General features: G+C 64.3%; 16 protein-coding genes and 1 riboswitch. Of the genes, 8 read left to right on the top strand and 8 right to left on the bottom strand.

The window, feature by feature from the left end:
- The 3 genes from AB0O52_RS15495 (at nucleotide 1) to AB0O52_RS15505 (ending at nucleotide 2,464) form a co-directional block, all read left to right on the top strand.
- A complete protein-coding gene (locus tag AB0O52_RS15495) occupies nucleotides 1-684 on the top strand; it encodes a nucleotide exchange factor GrpE (RefSeq protein ID WP_364539035.1) in 684 nt (227 codons plus the stop codon).
- Nucleotides 685-1,049: 365 nt separating this feature from the next.
- Nucleotides 1,050-2,012 (top strand): DnaJ C-terminal domain-containing protein, encoded by a 963-nt coding sequence (locus AB0O52_RS15500; RefSeq protein ID WP_364539037.1) that lies wholly within the window; start codon nucleotides 1,050-1,052, stop codon nucleotides 2,010-2,012.
- 29 nt (nucleotides 2,013-2,041) lie between these two features.
- Complete coding sequence (locus AB0O52_RS15505; RefSeq protein ID WP_364539040.1) at nucleotides 2,042-2,464, top strand: helix-turn-helix transcriptional regulator; 423 nt, start codon at nucleotides 2,042-2,044, stop codon at nucleotides 2,462-2,464.
- A gap of 4 nt (nucleotides 2,465-2,468) precedes the next feature.
- Here the strand turns inward: AB0O52_RS15505 and AB0O52_RS15510 are convergent, their stop codons facing one another.
- The 3 genes from AB0O52_RS15510 to AB0O52_RS15520 all read right to left on the bottom strand — a co-directional run bounded on the left by AB0O52_RS15510 (nucleotide 2,469) and on the right by AB0O52_RS15520 (nucleotide 7,813).
- Nucleotides 2,469-3,104 carry a hypothetical protein gene (locus AB0O52_RS15510; protein ID WP_364539043.1) on the bottom strand — a complete coding sequence of 212 codons (636 nt, stop codon included), beginning with the start codon at nucleotides 3,102-3,104 and terminating at the stop codon, nucleotides 2,469-2,471.
- A 34-nt stretch (nucleotides 3,105-3,138) separates the two neighbouring features.
- Nucleotides 3,139-4,323, bottom strand: a complete 1,185-nt coding sequence (locus tag AB0O52_RS15515) for a Fic family protein (protein ID WP_364539046.1) — start codon at nucleotides 4,321-4,323, stop codon at nucleotides 3,139-3,141.
- 106 nt (nucleotides 4,324-4,429) lie between these two features.
- The gene (locus AB0O52_RS15520) at nucleotides 4,430-7,813 is read right to left on the bottom strand and encodes a DEAD/DEAH box helicase (RefSeq protein WP_364539049.1); all 3,384 of its coding nucleotides are present in this window, start codon (nucleotides 7,811-7,813) and stop codon (nucleotides 4,430-4,432) included.
- Between the two features lie 167 nt (nucleotides 7,814-7,980).
- On the opposite strand from AB0O52_RS15520, the gene AB0O52_RS15525 reads away from it, so the two are divergent.
- Nucleotides 7,981-8,841, top strand: a complete 861-nt coding sequence (locus tag AB0O52_RS15525; RefSeq protein WP_364539052.1) for a hypothetical protein — start codon at nucleotides 7,981-7,983, stop codon at nucleotides 8,839-8,841.
- A gap of 146 nt (nucleotides 8,842-8,987) precedes the next feature.
- On the opposite strand, the gene AB0O52_RS15530 is transcribed toward AB0O52_RS15525, so the two are convergent.
- A complete protein-coding gene (locus tag AB0O52_RS15530) occupies nucleotides 8,988-9,551 on the bottom strand; it encodes a hypothetical protein (protein WP_364539055.1) in 564 nt (187 codons plus the stop codon).
- A 154-nt stretch (nucleotides 9,552-9,705) separates the two neighbouring features.
- Between AB0O52_RS15530 and AB0O52_RS15535 the strand changes: the two genes are divergently transcribed.
- Complete coding sequence (locus AB0O52_RS15535) at nucleotides 9,706-10,206, top strand: sigma-70 family RNA polymerase sigma factor (RefSeq protein WP_364539161.1); 501 nt, start codon at nucleotides 9,706-9,708, stop codon at nucleotides 10,204-10,206.
- Nucleotides 10,203-10,910, top strand: coding sequence for a zf-HC2 domain-containing protein (locus tag AB0O52_RS15540; RefSeq protein WP_364539057.1), 708 nt, complete (start codon nucleotides 10,203-10,205; stop codon nucleotides 10,908-10,910). The genes AB0O52_RS15535 and AB0O52_RS15540 overlap by 4 nt, the downstream gene beginning before the upstream one ends.
- 34 nt (nucleotides 10,911-10,944) lie before the next feature.
- Here AB0O52_RS15540 and AB0O52_RS15545 read toward each other — a convergent pair whose 3' ends face one another.
- The 4 genes from AB0O52_RS15545 to trmB all read right to left on the bottom strand — a co-directional run bounded on the left by AB0O52_RS15545 (nucleotide 10,945) and on the right by trmB (nucleotide 15,403).
- Complete coding sequence (locus tag AB0O52_RS15545; RefSeq protein WP_364539060.1) at nucleotides 10,945-11,757, bottom strand: methylenetetrahydrofolate reductase; 813 nt, start codon at nucleotides 11,755-11,757, stop codon at nucleotides 10,945-10,947.
- 16 nt (nucleotides 11,758-11,773) lie between these two features.
- Entirely contained in the window at nucleotides 11,774-12,799 is a 1,026-nt protein-coding gene (gene lipA, locus AB0O52_RS15550) for a lipoyl synthase (protein WP_364539063.1), read from the bottom strand.
- A 154-nt stretch (nucleotides 12,800-12,953) separates the two neighbouring features.
- Nucleotides 12,954-13,052: riboswitch (glycine riboswitch) on the bottom strand.
- Nucleotides 13,053-13,469: 417 nt separating this feature from the next.
- The gene (locus tag AB0O52_RS15555; protein WP_364539065.1) at nucleotides 13,470-13,676 is read right to left on the bottom strand and encodes a hypothetical protein; all 207 of its coding nucleotides are present in this window, start codon (nucleotides 13,674-13,676) and stop codon (nucleotides 13,470-13,472) included.
- 803 nt (nucleotides 13,677-14,479) lie between these two features.
- Complete coding sequence (trmB, locus tag AB0O52_RS15560; RefSeq protein ID WP_364539068.1) at nucleotides 14,480-15,403, bottom strand: tRNA (guanosine(46)-N7)-methyltransferase TrmB; 924 nt, start codon at nucleotides 15,401-15,403, stop codon at nucleotides 14,480-14,482.
- Between the two features lie 77 nt (nucleotides 15,404-15,480).
- Here trmB and AB0O52_RS15565 point away from each other — a divergent pair, with 77 nt between their 5' ends.
- Both AB0O52_RS15565 and AB0O52_RS15570 read left to right on the top strand, forming a co-directional pair.
- On the top strand, nucleotides 15,481-16,767 hold the full coding sequence (locus AB0O52_RS15565) for an MFS transporter (protein WP_364539071.1): 1,287 nt from the start codon (nucleotides 15,481-15,483) through the stop codon (nucleotides 16,765-16,767).
- Nucleotides 16,768-16,866: 99 nt separating this feature from the next.
- Nucleotides 16,867-17,838: an Lrp/AsnC family transcriptional regulator gene (locus AB0O52_RS15570; protein ID WP_364539073.1), complete on the top strand. Its 972-nt coding sequence runs from the start codon at nucleotides 16,867-16,869 to the stop codon at nucleotides 17,836-17,838.
- Nucleotides 17,839-18,034: the final 196 nt, after the last annotated feature.

Raw genomic sequence — 18,034 nt, forward strand, 5'->3', positions numbered from 1 at the left:
ATGCCTCACCACGGCAACGACGCAGAGCACTCACCTTCCAGCAACGAGGGCAAGCCCGACGAGCGTGAGGGAGCCGGTCAGCAGAAACCGGTCATCCGGGACAACCGCAAGGTTGACCCGAAGACCGGGGCCGCACGCCACACCCAAGGATCGGCAGCTGATTCCAACGCCGCTGCCGCCGAGGGCGACGCCCTGTCCCAGGCTGAGGAAATCCTCAACGGCATGGAGGTTCCGGCTGAAGAGTCGGTAGCCCCCGGTGCCGCTGCAGAAGCAGAGGCCGCGGAGCTCCGCAACGACCTCCTGCGCCTGCAGGCTGAGTACGTCAACTACCGCAAGCGCGTCGAACGCGACCGCGCCGTCGCAGGGGAAATGGCCGTCATCGGCGTCCTGAACTCCCTGCTCCCGGTGCTGGACGACGTCGACGCCGCCCGCCAGCACGGCGACCTCGTGGACGGACCGTTCGCCGCGATCGCCGCCAAGCTGGAGAACGCGCTGAAGACGTACGGCTTGGAGCGCATCGCGGAAACCGGAGTCGACTTCGACCCCACGATCCACGAAGCGCTCATCCAGCAGCCGGGCGAGGACATCGAAGTGGACACCGTCAGCCAAGTGCTGCGCTCCGGCTACCGGTCCGGCGACCGCGTGCTGCGTGCGGCACAGGTGATTGTGGCTGTGCCGGCTTAGCGTTCCGCCTTAGCTGTGCTCGCCGCACTGGGTGTGCTCACCGTGGCGCTTCGCCGGATATGGGGCGGTGCCCGTCCCCAGCCGCTCCCAACGCTCGCAAGCTCGCGTCGGGACCCTCGCGGCAGTGGGCCCCCCGCTGGGTGCCCTCCACACCGCCGCCCCATATCCGGCTTCGCGCCCGCTGTAAGCTCGCCTGAGGTGAGATGACAGCAGGCGCGAAGCGAAGCATAGGCCCCGGGAGTGGCATCGGGCCTGCCGGAGCGTGGCGGCTGAAGTCCGTAGGACTTAGCCGCCACGCGAAGGGGCGGGGGCCTATGCATCGCGCAGCGCACGCAACTTAACCAGAAACGAAAGAGAGAAGCCGAGTGGCCAGCCAGGACTGGGTTGAGAAGGACTTTTACGCCATCCTTGGTGTCGCCAAGGACGCCTCTGACGCTGACATCAAGAAGGCGTACCGCAAGCTTGCGCGGAAGTACCATCCGGACACCAATTCCGGGGATGCTGCTGCGGAGAAGAAGTTCAAGGACGTCTCGGAAGCCTATTCGGTGCTTTCGGATGCCGAGGAGCGCCAGCAATACGATGCCATTCGCGCTATGGGCGGGGCACGCTTCGCTCCGGGCGCAGCTCGCGGCGGGCCGGCCAATGGCGGCTTCGAGGACCTGTTCGGCGGGCTCTTCGGCGGCGGACGCCAGCCGGCCGGTGCCGGCGGCATCCCACCCGAGTTCGCTGACCTCTTCGGCGGCGGCTTCGGCGGTGGACAGACCGGGTTCCAGCGCGCACCGCAAAAAGGCAGCGACCGCACGGCGTCGACCTCAATTTCCTTTGCGGGCTCCATTCACGGCACCACGGTGAGCCTGCGCGAAAGCAACGGCAACGTCATCGACGTGAAGATTCCCGCGGGCATCCGAGACGGCCAGAAAGTCCGCCAGCGCGGCAAGGGCAACCCCGGCGCAGCTGGCAACGGGGACCTCATCATCACAGTGAACGTCAAACCGCACGATTTCTTCCACCGCGACGGCGACAACATCCGCATCCACGTGCCGGTCACCTTCGCGGAGGCAGCCTTGGGTTCGAACATCCACGTGCCAACGCTCGACGGCGACACCGTCACCGTCCGCGTCCCGGCCGGCACGCCTTCCGGGCGAACGCTCCGGGTCAAGGGCCGCGGCGTCAAGACATCGAAGGGCACTGGGGACCTGCTGGTGACGATCGACGTCTCCGTCCCGCAGAACCTCAACAAAGAGGCCGAGGAAGCCGTCAAGGCATTCGCCGCGGCCACCGCGGACGCCGATCCTCGGCACGACCTGGCCGCCAAGGCCCGCTTGTAGCGGCAGAACACATGGGAGGGGACGTAGGCATGGGGATCGACATCAACCAGCCGATCTTCGTCATCTCCGTCGCGGCCGAACTGGCTGACATGCACCCGCAGACCCTGCGCCAGTACGACCGCCTCGGTATCGTGTCGCCGAGCCGTGCCCCGGGCAAGTCCCGGCGTTACTCCCAACGGGACATCGACCGCTTGCGCGAGGTCCAGCGGCTCTCCCAGGAGGGCGTGTCCCTCGAGGGCATCAAGCGCATCCTCGAACTGGAAAACCAGGTGGCCGCGCTGCAATTCCGCGTGGCCGAGTTGAGCGAGGAATTGCAACGCCGGCGGAGCCCGATGGAGGCCCGTATTTTTGCTGCGGGAGCAGCGGGCGACGTCGTCAGCCTGGCCCGCGGGCAGCGCCCCCGGGCGCGGTCACAGGCAGTTGTTGTGTGGCGGCCGCGTCCGGGGGAGTAGTCCTCTAGGCCTGCGAGAGCGACGCCAGCAGCACGGGCGCTTCCTGCCCGGCCCACGTGCCCCGCAGGGCATCCGAATTTTCCGGACCGGGTGTCCCCGGGTCCAGGACACGATTTACCAGCAGCGTGAGCTTACCGGCGTCGATGCCAGTGACGCCGTCTTCTGTGACCGGGGCGGCCGGGGTCACCGAAGGGACTTCGCTACCGGGGGCTCCACTGCCTTTGACTTTGACGGAGCTGGCGCGTGGCTCCAAGGCGCCGTCGACCTCCACGAACTGTCGGGCTTCCTCTTGTCCAGTGAGGATGGCCGCGGCCAGGGCAGCTACGTAGACGGGGTCGGCGCAGGCGTCGTACACCCACCTCGTGCCCAACACCGAGTGTTCCATGGTGCCGAGCAACGAGTCCTCCCCACCGGGCAATTCCGAACCCCGGTAGCTCAAAGGAACCTGATAGACCTTGCCGCCGTGGGAGACCAAGTGGGTCTCGAGGCCGACTTCGCCGTCCGGATCATCGAAGCGGTACGCGCCGAGCAGCTCGGGCGGCGTGGAGCCATCCTTGGTGAACCACGGCTGGGCGGGCAAATACGTTTCGATGAGTTCAAGTTTGCTGGGACTCAGGGTTGCTCGATGGATGATAGCCATGCGGTCCAGCCTAAGCCACCTCGACGCAGTTGCTTCAGGCGTCGCGTGCAGCCAGGCGTCGATTGAGCCGGTCTACTTCGTCCAGGACTTCGGTTGCTGCCCATGCGCGATTCCGTTGCGATTGGGTGATTTGCGCCAGAATGCCGGCGTTCGTCAGCCTATCCAGGACCCTGTATATGGATCGCTCTTCGACGCCCGCGATGGATGCGGCGCTGTGCGCTTCGAACACCGGCCGCTCCAAGAGCCAAGGGATGATCTTCTCGTCTGCGGAGCCTTTTCGGGGTCGGGCCGCCTCCATCCATGCAGCCGGGAGGGCGTCGAGGGATGCCACTGACTCGCGGGCCGCTTCCGCTGCGCGGAGTGAGGACTTGGCCAGATACAGCACGAACGGATCTACCTCACCGTTGCGGTAGTTGTTGAGCAAGGAAAAGTAGCTCTCCACGTCCGCAACCATGGCCGAAGCGATCGGTATTACCGTGTTCTTCGTCAGCCCTCGCCGGCGGGAGACCGCTCCGATCAGCGCCCGGCCAATACGGCCGTTGCCGTCGGTGAACGGGTGTATGGATTCGAATTGGGCGTGCGCAATAGCCGCTTGGGCCATGATCGGGACGTCCCGTCGGGCGGAGAATGCCATGAGATCGTCCATGAATCCGGGGACGAGCTCTGCAGGCGGCGGCACATGAATGGCCCCTCGGGGTGAATAATCGCTTCCACCGATCCAGTTCTGGACGCCCCGGAACGAACCGGCATGCGTGCCATCCATGGGGTCGTTTTTCATGAGCGTCTTATGCGCTGCAAGCAGGGCCTCCAGTCTAATCTCACCTGTGGTGCCGGCGTCGTTGATCATGCCCTGGACGGCTTCGGCGGCGGCGACCATCGAATTGGCCTGGTCCGTTGCCTTCAGTCCGATCATCGCCCGGGCGTAGTCATTTCGCTTAGCGTCGACGTGCTCGATCTTGGACGACGAAACCGCCTCGCTGCGAAGAAGGAATCCACTGATGGCGGCCATGCGGGAAGCTGCGGTCACATCCAAGGATGAGATGGCGATCGCAGCCTCTTCAAGCGCCACGATGGTTTCACGTCCTGGCTCGAACCAGAGATCCGCTATGAGCGGTGGCAGCGACACCTCCACCTCGGTGAACTCCCGGTCCTCCCGCGGGGGCCGGCCGGAGGACTTCCACGGCACGATCTTGCTCCCGTGCGCGGGCCAGACTGCCATGAAGTCCTCCAGAATCGCTGAGTTACTCGCTCGTTATTCACATTTTATGCCATAAAAGTGAGTAATGATGAGTCTGGTGGCTGTTCTGAGCCCTGCCTGTGAATCCCTACTCCGCGAACAGGCCCGCCAGGTCCTCCGCGGTCAGGGCGCCGCCGGCCAGGGCATCGCCTTCCATCACATCCGCGAACAGCTGCGACTTCCTGGTCTTGAGCGCCATGACCTTTTCCTCGATGGTGTCCTTGGCCACCAAACGGTAAACCATCACGTTCCTCGCCTGCCCGATCCTGTGGGTGCGGTCCACGGCCTGCGCTTCAGAAGCCGGGTTCCACCATGGATCCAGCAGGAAGACATAATCGGCTTCGGTCAGGTTCAGGCCGAAGCCGCCGGCCTTCAAGGAAATGAGGAACACGGGCGCTGCGCCGTTCTTGAATTCGCTCACGACGTCGGCCCGGTTCCGGGTGCTGCCGTCGAGGTAGCAATACTCGATGTTCTCCGCGTCGAGCCGCTCCCTGACCTTGCCCAGGAATCCGGTGAACTGGCTGAAAATGAGGGCCCTGTGCCCCTCGGCAACGATGTCCTCCAACTGTTCGAACAGCACATCGAGCTTGGACGAGCGCACTGCGGACAGGGACTCGTCCACCAGGGAGACATCCAGGCTCAACTGCCGCAGCAGGGTGAGCGACTGGAAAATGGTGAAGCGGTTCTTATTGACGTCGTCGATGAGTCCAAGGATTTTCTGCCGCTCGCGCTGCAGATGCGTCTGGTACACCTTCTGGTGCCGCGGGTTCAGCACCACTTCCAGCACCTGCTCCTGCTTCGGTGGCAGGTCCTTGATGACCTGCTCTTTAGTGCGGCGCATCATGAGGGGGCGGACCCGACGCCGGAGCTTGGCGAGCTGGGCCTTGTCGCCGTTCTTTTCGACAGGCTTTTGGTAGTACTCAGCGAAGCGGCGCGGGCTGGAGAACAGCCCGGGGGCGACGATCGAGGTCAGCGCCCAGAACTCCATGAGGTTGTTCTCAAGCGGCGTTCCCGTGATGGCGAGCTTGAAGGATGCCGGGAGTTTCCGGGCGCACTGGTACGCCTTGGACTGGTGGTTCTTGACGAACTGGGCCTCGTCGAGCATGAGCCCGGCCCATTCCTTGGCTGCGTAGGCTTCGTAGTCGATCCGGAACAGAGCATAGGAAGTGATGACGACGTCGGTTCCGGCCATGGCTTCCCGCGGATCGGCGCCGCTCTTGGCGAAGGTTTCTCCGACGGTCTTCATGCTCAGGCCGGGCGCGAAGCGTTGGACCTCGGCGGCCCAGTTGCCCACGACGCTGGTCGGCGCGACCACCAAAAAGGGAGCGCTGCCACCCGCGCCGCCTGCGGCGGCTTCAGCCTGCTCCTTCGCCGCGCACATCAAAGCAATCGCCTGCACCGTCTTGCCGAGGCCCATGTCGTCGGCCAGGACGCCACCCAGGCTGTGCCGGTACAGGAAACTCAACCAGTTGAAGCCCTCCAGCTGGTACGGACGGAGCTCGGCATCAAGCGAGCCTGGCAGCGGCAGCCCGGTCACGCCGTCGTCGAGCAAGCCGCCCACGGCCTCGCGCCATGCGGCCGCTTGCTCTTCCACAATCCCCAGTTGCGCGAGCTCATCCCACAGCCCGGCCTGGAAGCGGCTGATCTGAAGGGTGCCGTGCCGGTCCGGGTTGTCCTGCAAGGACCTGGCCTCGTCGATCAGCGCGCGGAGCTGGTGCAGTTCGGGCAGGTCCAGCGAGAAGTAGGCGCCGCTGGGCAGCAACATCCGGCTCTGGCCGGCCGCGAGGGCGGAGAACACCGCGGCGAAGGAGACAGGTTCGCCCTCTAGCGTGATGACGATGCCGAGATCGAACCAGTCGCGGCTGTCGGTGGCCTTGGTCGAAATGGAGACGACGGGAGCCTCGGTGGCCTCGCGGTAGTCGGCGATCTCGCCGGAGGTGTCGACGACGACGTCGGGCAGTTCGCGGAGCCGGGGCAGTACCTCCTCGGTGAAGGCCAGGGTGTCCAGGCCGTCCAGCGCTACCGAGGCCGCCAACCGTGGAGCCCCCCATCCTCCGCTCGAGGATTCGCCCAGCGCGGCGACCACATCCCAAGGCCGGCCCAGGGACTCCAGGATCCGGGCTTCCTCGGCGTCGTCGCGGTAGCCGTGATCGTCCGGGTGCCGCCAGAGGGGCTGGGCCGTCACGAGCTTGCCCGCCTTGTAGTGCCACTCCCAGTGCAGCCGCACGCGGTGGTCGGAACCGTAGTTCGCCAGCAGGGACAGCGTGGGCACGGCGAGGACCGGCAACTCCACCGAATGGTCCGCTGCCGTGACCCGGGTGGACTGCTTGAGTTTCGGATAGAACGCCGTGAGGAATCGCTCTTCGTCCTTCGCCGGGATCTGGAGCCGGGATGCGCCCATGACGAAATCGAGGAGTTCCTGCGACTCGCCGCCCTCCAACGGAGCCAGCGTGATGAGGTTCTCGGGTGCCGATACGCCAGGCAAGTGCCCCTCGCCGGGACCGGTGAAGAACAAGCCATGCGCCGGGCGGCCGATCAAGCCCAAAGTGGCCGGATCAAGGGCGTCCCCGCCCAAGGTCACCGACGGCGCGAGCTGCAGTCCGCCGTCGGGCCGGCTAAGGTCAAGCCCGACGACGGCGGGCTCGGCAGCAATGCGGACCGGTGCGGCTCCGCCGGAATGGATGAGCGCGACCCCTATCTTCTCGGCATCGGCTATGAGGCTCCACAGGTTCTTGCCGGCGAATTCGTTGAGCAGCATCCACATGCTCGAGGTGAGCTGCCGGTAGTCAGCAGTGGAATGCGCGGCCAGGAAGTTCTGCATCCAGTCGATATGGGCTTCGTTGAACTCGCGCTTGTAGCCGAGGTAGTTCAGGTTGGTCCAGGAAACATCGCCCCGGATCCACTTGCCCTTGGCGCCCATCATCACCGGGCGGGCCTTGAGCTGGCGCACGCTGCGGAGCGGATCCCGCCGGCCGGTGTAGGAGAAGTGCGGTGCAGGTTCTTCCACCTCGAACGCCAGCGCCAAGGGGAGGCCCTGGCCTTGCGTTGCGGTTCCCGGAGTGGCTATGAGCTTGCTGAGTGCCTGCTCCCAGGCCGGCCGCTGCACGATTTCCCCAGGCTGCGCCGTCTGCCCAAACGCAGGCGCGCTCAGCAGCTGTGCCCGCACTGCAGGGTGGTCTTCGGCGGCGAAGAGAAGGGCGGCCACATGTTTGCAGTCCTTGCGGACGGGGCAACTGCACACGCCCACGGTGCAGCTCCAGCCGCCGGGCTTGCGGACCAGCTTGGCCGACGTCGAATACGCTGAGGGGCCACTGCCCCTGACCTTGCCCATCATCAGGCCCGTAGCGGAATCGAAAGTGATGCCGCTGACCCGGCTTCCCATGGCATAGGCGAGGCCGGCCGCCAGGGAGCGGTCGTTAATGGCGGGTGTCTGAATCGCCAGTTCCCAGGAGTCGTCTGAGTGGGAAGGCATTCGTTGGGACTACTTTCGGCAGGAGGCTATCTATGAATCCTAGGGCCCCCACCGCGGCCCTGAAACTTTGCCGGACGTTCACCTCTGCCTAGCCTGCCCGACAACCGCCTCCGCGTACGTTGAAAGGGTCCGGAGCAGCACAAGCTTCCCAGCAGTGAGGAAATCCCATGACCAGCAATGAGACCACCTTTAGGAACGCAACAGTTCTGACGAAGGACAGCATCGAGGCCGACGACGCAGCCGTTGTGGACGCGAACGTCACCGTGGTCAACGAGATGTACGAGGAGCTCCTCAACCATGAGGAAATCGCTACCAACGCTCTGCGCAGCTACTTTGTGGACTTCTACCTGACACAGGCACTCGCGGGCGGTTTCGCCCAGTACGTGTTCACGGTCCCGGAACGCGAAGAGGTGGATGCGTTTGTCCGCGAAGGCCTCGAAGGAATGGGTGCCAAAGGCCACCTCGAGCTGTTCAACCGCACCGTCGCAGCGTTCGACGCGCTGTCCGAAGACGACGCCGAGGCCTACCTGGACGGTGACCTTGACGAGTCCGAAGAGGCACCGGAAGCCGTTGCTGAGCTCGAGGCCCTCGACGGCGAATTCGAATCCCTCCTGGAGACCGAAGACATCATCGAACTCAACGCAGCCTGGCTCCGCGGCCAGGACGGCGTGCTCTACCTGGACGAGGAGCAGCTCAAGGCACACATCGCCGAGCGCGTAGCCCGGATTCCCAACCTCGAAGAGCGCAAGGCCGAGGCAGCGGAAGCGGAACTCGAGAACGCCCCCGAATTCGAGCTCATCATCCGTGAACTGTGCGACGTTGCCGGCTACCAGCTGGAGAAGATCACCATGGGCGATCCCAACTACGAGCACGACGGCGAGACGATCCTCGCCTGGCACTTCACCACGGACCACGGCAACTACATCATGATCGAAGGGGACGACGAAGCCTTCATGATCCACCCGGAGACGAAGGAAATCATCGCCGCCGTCGAGTTCGAAGACGCTGACGAGTTCGAAGACGCCTAAAACGCCCGCTCACCTATAGGGCTTCCAAGGCGGACGCTCGCTCACCTATAGGGCTTCCAAGGCGGACGCTCGCTCAGATCTTCCGGCAGGCCCGGAGAGATCTGAGCGAGCGTTTGCCTTTTGGGCTGCAAAAGTGAGCGAGGGTTTCAGTAGCCCATGCTGCTCCCGCTTGGGGTGCTGGTGCTGCTCGGGGTGCTGCTGCTCGGGGTCACCATGGAGCCGGACGGGCTGACCAGGAACCAGACGCCACCCACGCCTTGGCCATAGGTGTCACTGGAGTCTTCGTCCTTGGAGAAGAAGTAGAGGGGCATGCCGTTGATGGTGATCTGCATCTTGCCGTCTGCTGTGGGGATGGTGCCTATGCTTCCGCTCACCCCGTCAACCGCCGGCCTGGTCGACGTCGTTGTCACGGCGGGCCAGTTGTTAGCGCAGCCGCCGGTGCAAGCGCTTTTTCCGGAATCCTTGACGTCCTTCGTGAAGATGTAGACGCTCTTGCCGTTCGCCGCAACCACTCGCTCGCCAACGCTCGACGTCGCCGTCTTCAGTTCCGCCGCGCCTGCAGGAGTGCTCGACGCCGCGGGGCTGGACGCCGTCGGACCGGGACTGGTGGCGCTCGAGGATGTGGAGGACGCGCCGGGGCTTCCTCCGCAGGCAGTGAGGGCGATGGCCAGAGCAAGAATGCCGAGCCCGGTGCCGAGTTGCTTCTTCATGGTTTGCTCCTTCGCTTGCACCGGCCGCGGACGTGCCGGAAGCTAACCCGTACGACGCCGCCGGGTGAAGAATGGTTCACAGGGCGTGAACCTTTTTAGTGGCGGGCACGTCGTATCGCACGAGAAGGGGAAGCCGAGCACCAAGGAGGCGCCGATGCCGCTCGACGAGGATGTGGTGGCCGCGATCTACCGCGACCACGGCGCAGCCCTGCGCCACTTCGTGCTGAGCTGCACGCCGGACGCGCACTTGGCCGAGGACGTGGTGCAGGAAACCATCCTTCGCGTGTGGCAGCACGCCCCGCAGATCACCGGCAGCCTGCGCAGCTATTTGTTCCGCACTGCCCGCAATGTCATCATCGACAACTACCGCAAGGCCCAGCGGCGCCCGGCAGAGGCTGCCGAACGCGACATGGCGGACCCGGAGGAGGCCACCGAGCGAGTGGACGAGCTCCTCAACCGGGTCCTTATGGAGGAGGCGCTCCTGCGGCTCAGCACTGAACACCGGGAGGTCCTGGTAGCCCTGCATTACGAACGTTTCACGGTTAACGAGGCCGCGCTGAGGCTTAACATCCCCAGCGGCACGGTGAAATCCCGGGCCTTCTACGCCGTCAGGGCGCTTCGCACGATTCTCGACGAAATGGGGGTGCAGCGGTGAACGAAACCGGACTTCACCAATTGCTGGGCGCCTACTTGCTCGGCGGCCTCGAGCCTGCCGAGGCCAAGGCTTTCGAAGCGCACTTGGCAAGCTGCGCTGATTGCCGGCTCGAGCTGGGCGAGCTGGAGAGCCTCCCTGCCCTCCTCGACGCCGTCCCCGTGCCCGACGCCGTCGCGCTCGCCGCCGGGCGCCCCGCCGTCGAGCCCTCCGCCGCAGTTCCGCCCGACGCCCGCTCACGTATGGGGGCTTTTTCAGAGACGCTACCGCAGCCGATTCTTGTGAAAATGGCGGCACGGCGGCGGAAATCCCGACGCCGGTGGACGGCCTTGGTGGGTGCCGTGGCCGCCGCTTGCCTGGGGTTGGGCATACTGGCGGGGCCGGTGTTGAACCAGCCGCCCAAACCTGACGCCAGCTACTCGCTGCAGACGGACAGCGGCCTGCAGCTCACTGTGGGGCTCGTCAGGAAGGCGTGGGGGACCGAGCTGCAACTGGAAGGCCGCAGCATGCCGGCGCAGGGCACGATGTACCTATGGGTCAAGGGCCGCGACGGCACGGAGGAAATGGCGTGCGGTTGGACGGCGACCTCCAGCGGCCACATCAAGGTCACGGGCGCGACGCCGGTCCAGCTCGCCGGGATTTCGGGCGTGGAACTGCGCGATGACGCCCAGAAGACGGTCGCGGTGATTTCAGTCCCGGGAAGCTAGGGGTTCCCAGGACCTAGGGGGTCAGCGTACGCGGCTAGGCGGATGCTGCTTCGCTGGGCTCGGGATCTGGCAGATCGCTTCCCCCCCAACTTGGCATGTCCAGTCGGTTGAAACTGTAGAGATGGATTCCGGAGATACCATCCGGGCGCGCCGTTAGTTCGGAAACCAGGCCTTCCGGTGAGTACTTGTCCACGCCCAGAAGCTTGCGCGCAAGGGTCCCTTTATTGCTGAGGAACTTCAAGGAGGTCCCGACGCCGATCTGGGTCGCCAGCGCCAGCAGTTTTGTCCTCGGAACGGCCCCGGGAACACCGGCCCACACCGGCAGGTCGACCCCTTCGCGGCGCAGGAGTGCTGCGTAATCGAGGACCTTCGGGGCGGAGAAACACATTTGCGTGACAACGTGCGTCGCCAGATGTTGTTTGGCCAACAGGGCATCCAGCAAGTCCAGCCCGCTCACGGAAGGATGCCCCTCGGGGTAACCGGCGATGCCCGCGGTGATGCTGCCGCCGGAGCACTCGGCGATGTCCGCCAAGAGGGGAAGGCTCGATCCATAGGGGCCGGCAGCTTGCGCGCCGTCTCCACCGATGGCGAAGACCTCCGTGATCCCGGCAGCCTCGCAGTCCCGGAGGATGCGGGAAAGCTGCGACCGGTGCTCCAGCCCGCGTGCCGAGAGGTGCGGAACCACGTTGTAGCCCAGAAGGCTGAGCTTGATGGAAGCCTCCATGGTCCGCGCGATCCCGTGATGGGGCAAGCAGGTAACGGTGAGCGTTGTGGAAAGCGGCACTGCGGCCTGGACTTTCTCGACGATTCCGTCTGAGGGAATGATTTCAATCCGGGTGGGGAACATGCTGGCTCCTTGCGGATCAGGCCGTCGCGTGGTGTGCGAGGAGGGTGCGGGCTTCCTGGCGGGTGGTGCCGGAGTCCTGGATGCCTTCGGCAATGTGCTCTAAGTGTGCGGGGATTTCGCGGCCTTTCTTGCGCATCGCGGTGGCCCAGAGGCGTCCGGCGCGGTAGGAGGAGCGGACCAGGGGGCCGGACATGACTCCGAGGAAGCCGATTTCCTCGGCTTCGGTGGCGAGCTCGACGAATTCCTGGGGTTTGACCCAGCGGTCCACGGGCAGGTGCCGTTCGGAGGGGCGCAGGTACTGGGTGATGGTGATCAGGTCACAGCCGGCGGCGTGCAGGTCGGCCAGTGCTTCGGAGATCTCTTCCCGGGTTTCGCCCATGCCCAGGATCAGGTTGGATTTGGTGACCATGCCGGCGGCCCGGCCCTGGGTGATGACGTCCAGGGAGCGGTCGTAGCGGAACGCGGGGCGGATGCGCTTGAAGATCCGGGGCACGGTTTCGACGTTGTGCGCGAAGACTTCCGGGTTCGAGTCGCAGATCGCTTTGATGTGTTCGGGTTTGCCGGAGAAGTCGGGGATGAGCAGTTCGACGCCGGTGCCGGGGTTCAGTTCGTGGATCTTGCGGACGGTTTCGGCGTAGAGCCAGACGCCTTCGTCTTCGAGGTCGTCGCGGGCGACGCCGGTGACGGTGGCGTAGCGCAGGGCCATGGCCTGGACGGAGCGGGCGACCTTGGTGGGTTCGAACCGGTCCACGGGGGAGGGTTTGCCGGTGTCGATCTGGCAGAAGTCGCAGCGGCGGGTGCATTCGGAGCCGCCGATGAGGAAGGTCGCTTCCTTGTCTTCCCAGCACTCGAAGATGTTCGGGCAGCCGGCTTCCTCGCAGACGGTGTGCAGGCCTTCCTTTTTCACGAGGTTCTTCAGGCCCACGAACTCCGGGCCCATCTGGACCTTGGCCTTGATCCACTCGGGCTTGCGTTCGACCGGGACGGCTTTGTTGCGCTGTTCAACGCGCAGCAGCTTACGGCCTTCGGGTGCCAGGGTCATGAGGAACTCCATAATTCAGGTGGCGCGGACGCACCACGTTGATTCGGTTCCTCCCCGCTCTGTATTGGACCTGAGAGTTTCCGCGTCTCCGCCTCGTGGCTGGACGCTTGCACCGTCGGTGAGTCCGGTTGCCCGGGCTGCTTTCCAGAGTTGCCTTGCCGCGGCGGTACATGGGCCTGAGAGATTCCTGGGGAGGATTTGCTCCTACGGCGCCTGCTGAAACGTACCGGCAGGGCTCTCCCGCCGCAGATCATAAGCACGTGCCGCCTTTCGGTGACACGTCTCACATGGTATCCGGTGCCTGTGCGGTGCGCAAAGGACGCCCCCGTTCCAGCCGAGGTTCCCACCACGCAGTGTCAAGGGTTTTGCTCTTGCCTGAGTGGTCGATATGCAAAATTGAGTGCTCGAAGACAAAAAATTGAGTGGTGTTTGGATTGGGGATTGAGTATTGGGGAACATCAAAAGATAAAAATTGTGAGTACCAGATTCTAGAACTCCACGATAAAGTCCTCCATCCGTTTAACAAAAAATGTTGCTTAATTTGCCTTTTCTGCCTAATTTGATTCTGAAGCATTTGCCTTACCGGTCGCCCCTCCCGATAACGCTCGTCGGAAGACAGGGTGAATCGAAAGTCAAGAACCTTAAGAATGTACGGCGCAGTTGCCGCCAGTTACTGGTCGCCGGGGCCGAAACTCACGTGCCCAGGTCCTCTGTTGAAGCGGTATCCGATCTCATAACGGGAGTAGATGACACCTCTGGCGTACTCATGCTTGATTTCCTCGGCGAACACTTCCGCCTCGTCTTGAGATGCGAAGACGCCAAGCACGGCATTAAATGGTTCCTCTTCATCGTGTTGGACGATCCACACCGCAGCCATGCTGACAGGGTACCTGAAAACTTGAGCGCCTTGACCTTTTTATAACGCCCGGTTGTCTAGTCGGAACGTTTTAAGCACAGAAAGCAATTAGCAAAGGGAGCCATGAAGAAAATATCCGTACTTGCCACGTCAGCCCTGTTACTGGCCTCGTTGTTCGCGGCAGGGCCGTCAACTGCCATTGAACAGTCGCCGAAGGCGCCAGACGCCCCCGCCGATGCTCCGGCATATGATCCAAAGGTCGCGGCGCCGAAACCTGGCGACCTGACTTGGGCCGAGGTAGCTACAGCCCAGCAGAGCTTGGGAACATTCACGGAAGAGACCCCCAAGAACCGAATCTCGAAGGAAGTCGCTGCTCCTACCAGCCTGTCGGCGATCGCCGGTGTTAGCGGCCAGCGTTGCACCATTGACACCGGAAACGTTTATAAACGGACATCAGGAAGCATCTATCCGTATGGAACTGTCGGGGGTCACCCAAAGACGACGTGCAATGTCTTCATGATCAGCATGTCCCAGACAACGAATCTGTATAAGACGGTTTGGTGGGGGCTTCAGCGAGTCGCAGGTCCGTTCAATAGCTTTAACCAGGGACAAGCATCCTTGATCCAGACATCTCCTGAGGTCGTTTGCGCGGACCTTCGTGAATCGACATTCAGGATGTTCGTCCGTAGTACTGGGACGTTCCCGACCGGGGCAGTGGGATCAGCCAGCGCCTGGGAAGGCGCCACCTTGAGGTGCGGGACCAAGTAGTAAGTTCAACGAGCTAAACAAGGTGGACGCCTTCGTTGCCCCACCAATATCTGCCCCTAGATCCTGCGGTAGCTGAGGTCGAAGATCATGCGCCCGGCCTCGTGGGCCTTGTTTTCGAAGCTGGTGCGGATGCGGCCATCGAAGCGCGGAGCCCACCCGCCCACGTGGTCCACTCCCTCGTTGGGGCCGGTGTGCTCCGTGCTGACAGGGGCGCGGCCTTCCTTGACAGGTGCCCCGCCAACCATGGATTCGACTCCGGATTCCCACACTTGGGTGAGGGGGCTGTCAGCGCCGGTCCGCTCGCCGCGGTGCACGTTCTCAAACTCGGTGGAGCCGGCGAGGACCTCGCGGACGTGGATGGCGTAGTTGGACCAGTCGGTGGCGATCCGCCACAGGCCACCCTTTTTGAGGGACCGCGCAGCGAGTTTGGCGAACGCGGGCTGGATGAGGCGGCGTTTGTGGTGCCGGGATTTGTGCCATGGGTCCGGGAAGAAGACCCAGAGCTCGCTCACCGAACCCGCGGGGAGCATGGTGGCCAGGACCTCCGGCGCGTTGGCCTCCACCACGCGCACGTTGCTGAGCCCGCGGCTGTTGATCTTGATCATCGTGTTGGCCAGGCCCGGGGTATAGACCTCCACGGCGAGGAAGTCCTTGTCCGGGTTCTGCTCCGCTGCGTGGCACACGGCGTCGCCGAGTCCCGAACCGATTTCGACAATCAGCGGTGCTTTGCGCCCAAACTCGGCTTCGGCGTCGAACACGTAGTCCGGGTGCACGGAGGTGTTGGCGACATGCCGCGGAACCTGGATGGCCCAGCGGTCCGAGTGCTCTTCCCACGCTGCCTGGCGGCGGCCCTGAAGGCGGGTCCCGCGGCGGACGAAACTGACCGGCCGGCCACCATATGTGCCAAAGGAGGCCTGGCTGCCAGGGGTCACGGGGCGCGAAGACTGCGGTGTTTCGGGGGATTCTGGGGTTTCACTCATCTCCTCCAGAATACCGTTGCAGGGCCAAACGCCCGCGGCGGAGCCTGCGTAAGTGGACAAACTGCCAGAATGGGTTGGTGACCCGTGCTTCAAGCTCCCCCGAGAACACCAAGCCGCACTCCGCCGTCCCGGAGATCCTCGTCGACGCCGAGATCGACGAGGTTCCCGCCGCCGAGCCCACCCAGGTCAAGACGCGCTCCGGACTCGTTTTCCTGGGGATCTGCCTGGTGCTTATCGGCCTGAACCTGCGGACGGTGTTTTCGAGCTTTTCGGCGGTTCTTCCGGAAGTCACCGCCGACGCCGGGCTGCCGGGCTGGGCAGTGGTTGTCCTCACCACAGTGCCGGTGACCTTATTGGGTGTCTTCGCACCGCTGGCGCCGGTCCTGGCGCGCCGTTTCGGTGCCGAAAGAGTATTGCTCGGCGCGATGGCAGTGCTAACGGCTGGGCTGCTGCTCCGTCCCGTGGACCTCGCCGGCGCCGGGCACTTGCCGGCCCTCCTTGCCGGCACCGCCGCGTGCGGCGCCGCGATCGCGCTATGCAACGTGCTGCTTCCCGGCGTGGTCAAGCGCGACTTCCCGCATCGGCTTGGGCTCATGGGCGGGCTGTATACGACGGCGATTTGCGCGTCCGCCGCACTTGGTGCCGGTTTCACCTATCCCGTCTTCACGGCGGCCGGGCACTGGACCTCGGCGCTGTGGTTCTGGGCGCTGCCCGCCGCCGTCGTACTTGTGCTTTTCCTGCCGCTGGCGGTCCGCCAGCATCCCGTCCGGCACAATGCCGCCGACGGCGGTGCGAACGTCTGGCGTTCCGCCGTCGCCTGGCAGGTCACCATCTTCATGGTGTTGCAGGCGATGATGTCCTTCAGCGTGTTTGCCTGGTTGGCGCCGATTCTGCGTGATCGCGGGATCGACGGCGGGACGGCCGGCTTGATCGTGTCCGTGTCGATTGTGCTGCAGATGCTTGGTTCGTTCATTGCCCCGGGGCTCGCGGCCCGTTTCAAGGATCAGCGCGTCATCAACACCGTGGTGGCGCTCATGACCGGCGGCGGCTTTGCCTTGAGCATCTTCGGTCCCACGAGTTTGATTTGGGTGTGGACCGGGCTGTTGGGCCTGGGCCAGGGGAGCCTCACGGCCGTGGCGTTGACCATGATCATGCTGCGTACCCGTGATTCGCATACCGCGGCGCACCTTTCGGGCATGATGCAGGGCGTCGGCTATGGCTTGGGCTCCACGGGAACCCTGATGGTCGGCCAGTTGCACCAGGCGACCGGCGGCTTCGCGGCTGCCGGCATCCTGTTCCTCGTGGTGGGATCCCTGGCGGCGTTCTTCGGCTTCCGCGCCGGCCGGAACCGGTATGTCGGCTAGCCCAACTGACTCGCAGTTGTTGTCGTTTTCAGGCCTCTAAACGACGTTAACTGCGAGCCAGTTGGGGAGGGAACGCGGCGACGCGGCATAATCGGGTACATGGTCATGCTGGCACCCTCGCGCGAGCTGGACGGGCTCGATCGGCGGATTGTCGGCGCTCTCCAGGTCAACGGCCGCGCTTCCTGGCGGCGCATTGCCGAAGTCCTGGGCGAACCCTTCAGTACCGTGACCCGCCGCGGCATCGCATTGCTGGATTCGAACGTCGTGCGCGTGGCCGGCCTGGTGACGCTCGGCCCGACCCACCTTGTGGAGGTTCACTGTGAGCCCTCGCGGTTGGTCGCCATCGCGGAGGAGCTTTCCCGCGACCCGGACGCTATTTTCGTCTATGCGCTCACCGGTCCCACCCGCCTCCTGTTCGAAGTACAGGCCCGTGCGGGACGCCTCTCGAGCCTTGTGCTGGAGGAACTGCCAGCCCTCGACGGCGTGGTGCAAGTGAGCGCTTCGCCCGTCATGGAGTATTTCCGCACGGTGGCTGAATGGCACCCGGGCCCCGTCACCGCCGAGGAAACTGCCGCGCTCCAGGAAGTGCCGCCTCCGCCGTCCCGGCCGAGTGCGAGCGGAGCGCTCGACGACGTCGACTCCCACCTTGTGCGGATCCTCGTGGCTGACGGCCGCGTTCCCGTCGCCGAGCTGGGGGAAGCCGTGGGACTCTCCGCCCCGGCCGTGCGCCGACGGCTCAACACCCTCCTCGAGGAGGGCACACTGAGCGTCCGGGCGATCGTTGAGCCCTCGGACATCGGCCTTCCGATCGAAGCCGTGGTCTGGGTCCGCACCGCCCCGTCCGACGCCGCCGAGGTCGGCCGGCTGCTCGCTGAAGCACCCGGGGTCCGCTACGCGGTCATGGCAATGGGCGAATTCCAGCTCATGGCCAACGTCACCCTCGCCAGCTTGAACGAACTGCGCGATTTCCTCACGTCATCTCCGTGGGCCGCGCGTGCCCTGGCCGTGCGCAGTTCGCTCGTCGTGCGAGCGTACAAGCGCGGTGGCGTGCGCATGCCCGCCCTCGGCTAGGACTTCCTAAGGCTCTCCCGGGACTTCCCGGCCGTTTGTTCCCTTAGCGCGTCCACTCCCGGTCACCTCCTGCCCTGGTCCGGGTTTCGTGTACGCCAAGAAACTTTGCGCACACCCCTAGTCAAATGTGATCCATCGCACTATCGTGGTTCATTAATTCCACTTGAGGCAAAGAAGTGACTCAAAAGGAAACTAA

Source organism: Arthrobacter sp. NPDC080073, assembly GCF_040686575.1.
Taxonomy (GTDB): Bacteria; Actinomycetota; Actinomycetes; order Actinomycetales; family Micrococcaceae; genus Arthrobacter.